General features: G+C 64.9%; 4 protein-coding genes and 1 pseudogene. All 5 read left to right on the top strand.

Annotated elements, in window-relative coordinates:
- Positions 1-254, top strand: a pseudogene (locus tag ACK42S_RS17150) (hypothetical protein); the annotation flags it as partial.
- Positions 254-1,252 (top strand): ParB/RepB/Spo0J family partition protein, encoded by a 999-nt coding sequence (locus ACK42S_RS17145; RefSeq protein WP_409710419.1) that lies wholly within the window; start codon positions 254-256, stop codon positions 1,250-1,252. The pseudogene ACK42S_RS17150 and the gene ACK42S_RS17145, both read left to right, overlap by 1 nt.
- On the top strand, positions 1,245-1,781 hold the full coding sequence (locus tag ACK42S_RS17140) for a hypothetical protein (RefSeq protein ID WP_409710416.1): 537 nt from the start codon (positions 1,245-1,247) through the stop codon (positions 1,779-1,781). The genes ACK42S_RS17145 and ACK42S_RS17140 overlap by 8 nt, the downstream gene beginning before the upstream one ends.
- 137 nt (positions 1,782-1,918) lie before the next feature.
- Positions 1,919-2,590, top strand: a complete 672-nt coding sequence (locus tag ACK42S_RS17135) for a hypothetical protein (protein WP_409710413.1) — start codon at positions 1,919-1,921, stop codon at positions 2,588-2,590.
- Positions 2,591-2,600: 10 nt separating this feature from the next.
- On the top strand, positions 2,601-2,759 hold a 159-nt coding region (locus tag ACK42S_RS17130), incomplete at its 3' end, for an AAA family ATPase (RefSeq protein WP_409710422.1).

Below are 2,759 nucleotides of genomic sequence, written 5' to 3'. Positions count from 1 at the left end.
ACTTCGACATTACCGTCGAGATCGGCAAAGACGTGAAGTGGGAGCCCAAGGGCCTGGCCGAGCTGGTGGCCAAGATCGAAGCCACCGGTGGTGACCCGCGTGAATACGTAGAGGTCAAGTACAGCGTCAGCGAGGCCAAGTTCAAAGCCTGGCCCCAGACCCTGCGCGCGCCGTTCGAGGCCCTGCGCACCGTCACGCCCAAGGCGCCGAAGTTTGTGCTGCGCCGCCTGGACACGACTGGGGAGGGTAAGTGATGACCACTGCCTTTCCCCTGCATCCAGCCGCCGAGCTCTTCCCGGTCATGGATGAGGCGGCCTTCGCAGCCCTGGTGGCGGACATCGCCGCACACGGCCAGCGCGAACCGATCCTCGTTCTGGATGGCCAGGTCATCGACGGTCGCCACCGCCTGCGCGCTTGCGAGCAACTGGGACTGGAGCCCCTGGTGCGTCAGGTCAGCGCCGACGACGGCGACCCCTTCGGTCTGGTCGTTTCGCTCAATCTGCATCGTCGGCATCTGAGTGAAGGGCAGCGCGCCATCATTGCAGCGCGTTTGGCCACACTGCCTCATGGCAGGCCTGATGCAAATGCGCAAATTTGCGCATTTACCCAGGACGAGGCGGCTCAGCACCTCAAGGTCTCTCGACGTACTGTGCAGCACGCACGGGCAGTGCTCGATCATGGCATTGACGAGCTACAGGCCGCAGTCAAGGGTGGCGAAATTTCAGTCTCAGCAGCGGCCGAGCTCTCTCGTTTGCCCGCCGACACCCAGCGCGCAGCCCTCACCAAAACGCCCGAGGAGATCCGCGCCATCGCCCGCGAGGTGAAAGCGCGCATCAAGGAGGCTGGCGTCTGCGGCCCCTCGGCCGTGAAGATCTTCGATCAGGTCGCCGCCGACCAGCACCTCTCCGGCATCGAGCAGTGCGCCGTGGTCGAGGTCATCAAGGCCGAAGAACCGCCGCTACCCACCCCGTCTGAAGCCAAACGCATCGCCCAGCAAAACCGCACGCTGGTGCTCGGCTCCGATGGTCGCTACCACGGCCCGGAAGTCTCTCCCGAGTCCGCCCTTGCCACCGAACGGTGGCTGGCGCTGCGCGAAGGCTTGGAATCGCTGTGCCGAATCGACACCGACCCGGAGTCGCTCATCGACTGCGTGCCGCACTACCAGCACCAGAACCTCTCGGCCTGGCTCGCGCAGGCCGTCCCCCTCATCACCCGTTTCGACCAAGCCTGGAAAGGAGCTCGCCATGCGTGATCCCGTCATGAGCCTGCTGCGCGAAGCCGTGCGCGCAGAAATCAGCAACGCCTTCGAAGTCATCGGCCATGCCCGCCCGCGTGAGGTTGCCCGTGTCGTCTGCGCCCTGCACCCGAGCGATGTGCAGAGCATTGGCGCCCGTCTGGCCGAGGACGCCCTGACCGACATTGCCCGACGCGAATTGAAGCGCCGCCCCAGCAAAAACGAGCGCGCCCAGATCACGCTACCGGGCATTCCCGATGCCCTGCAGGCGCATCTGCCGCCAGCCATCAGCGTGCCGCCACCGGGTGTGGAACTGGAGTCGGTGGATGACGAGGGCGTCATCTACAAGCCGCTCGCCCAAGCCACGCTGGCCGACGTCGATGCGCATCTGGCACTTCTGGGTGCCCAGATCAGTGCCGACACCCGGCGCCACCGCGCCCTGAAGGAGCTGCGTGACCTGGCGCTTGCTGCCGGTGCCACCGACGACAGCCCGCTCTTGGCCACGCTCTCGACGGCCGACCTGCTGATGACGGAAGTGGTGTCGTGATCCGCGCGAAAGCACGCGCTCCCTGACAGAACACCGAGGTACCCGCAAGGCTGGGTTTGGCTCGGCGCGCACTGCCATGGCATGGCGGGGCAAGCAGCGACATGGCCGGAGCAACCCAAGGTGAGGCGTGGAACCCCGTGGAGTGGCATGCCGTGGCGTGGCATCGCGTGGCAAGGATTTTTTTGATTTCTGGAGATTTGATGATGGAAAACCTTTTGAGAAACGAGGATGCCCTCGGCAACGGTGCCGAGTCGGCGGTCCTGATGGGGGCGCCGTACAGCGTCCACGTGGCCATCGAAGGCGTGGCGGACTTGTTGTTCCACCGCTGGAACTGCGAGGCAGTCGACGCCAAGGCCAAGGCAGCCAAGAACAGCGCTGCCAAAAAAACCGATGACATCGAGAGCTACGTCTACCGCGATGCTCAAGGCCAGCTGTGCATGCCCGGCGAGTATCTGCGTCAGGCGCTGATCGGCGCGGCCAAGTTCAAGCAGGACCCCAGGAGTCCGCGCAAATCGGCGCAGGACATCACCAAGGCCGGTGTGGTTTCGCTTACCCACCTGGCCAGCCTGGGGACCGACCGCTGGGATTACGAAGACCGTCGCCGCGTGGTGGTGCAACGCGCAGGGGTCAATCGGGTGCGGCCTGCCATGCGTGCGGGCTGGCGTGCTGAGTTCGATCTGATGGTGGTGCTGCCCGAGTACCTCGACCGCGCCTGGATCAAGGACAGCCTGGATATGGCAGGCCGACTCATCGGCGTGGGCGACTTCCGTCCCACCTTTGGCCGTTTCACGGTCGTCTCATTCGAGTGAGGAGCCAGCCATGCCTTTACCAATCGTGACGGCCGATCAAAGACTCGCCGAAAAACGCTGCGCCAAGGTCGCCCTCGTCGGTGCGCCCGGGGTGGGCAAGACCTCCCAGATCCGCACGCTCGATGCCGAACGCACCTTACTGGTGGACACCGAGGCCGGCGATCTGTCC

It is taken from the genome of Caldimonas sp., from assembly GCF_046289365.1.
Lineage (GTDB): Bacteria > Pseudomonadota > Gammaproteobacteria > Burkholderiales > Burkholderiaceae_C > Caldimonas.
Note: the sequence above shows the minus strand (reverse complement) of the source record. Positions and strands in the feature narration are given on the sequence as shown.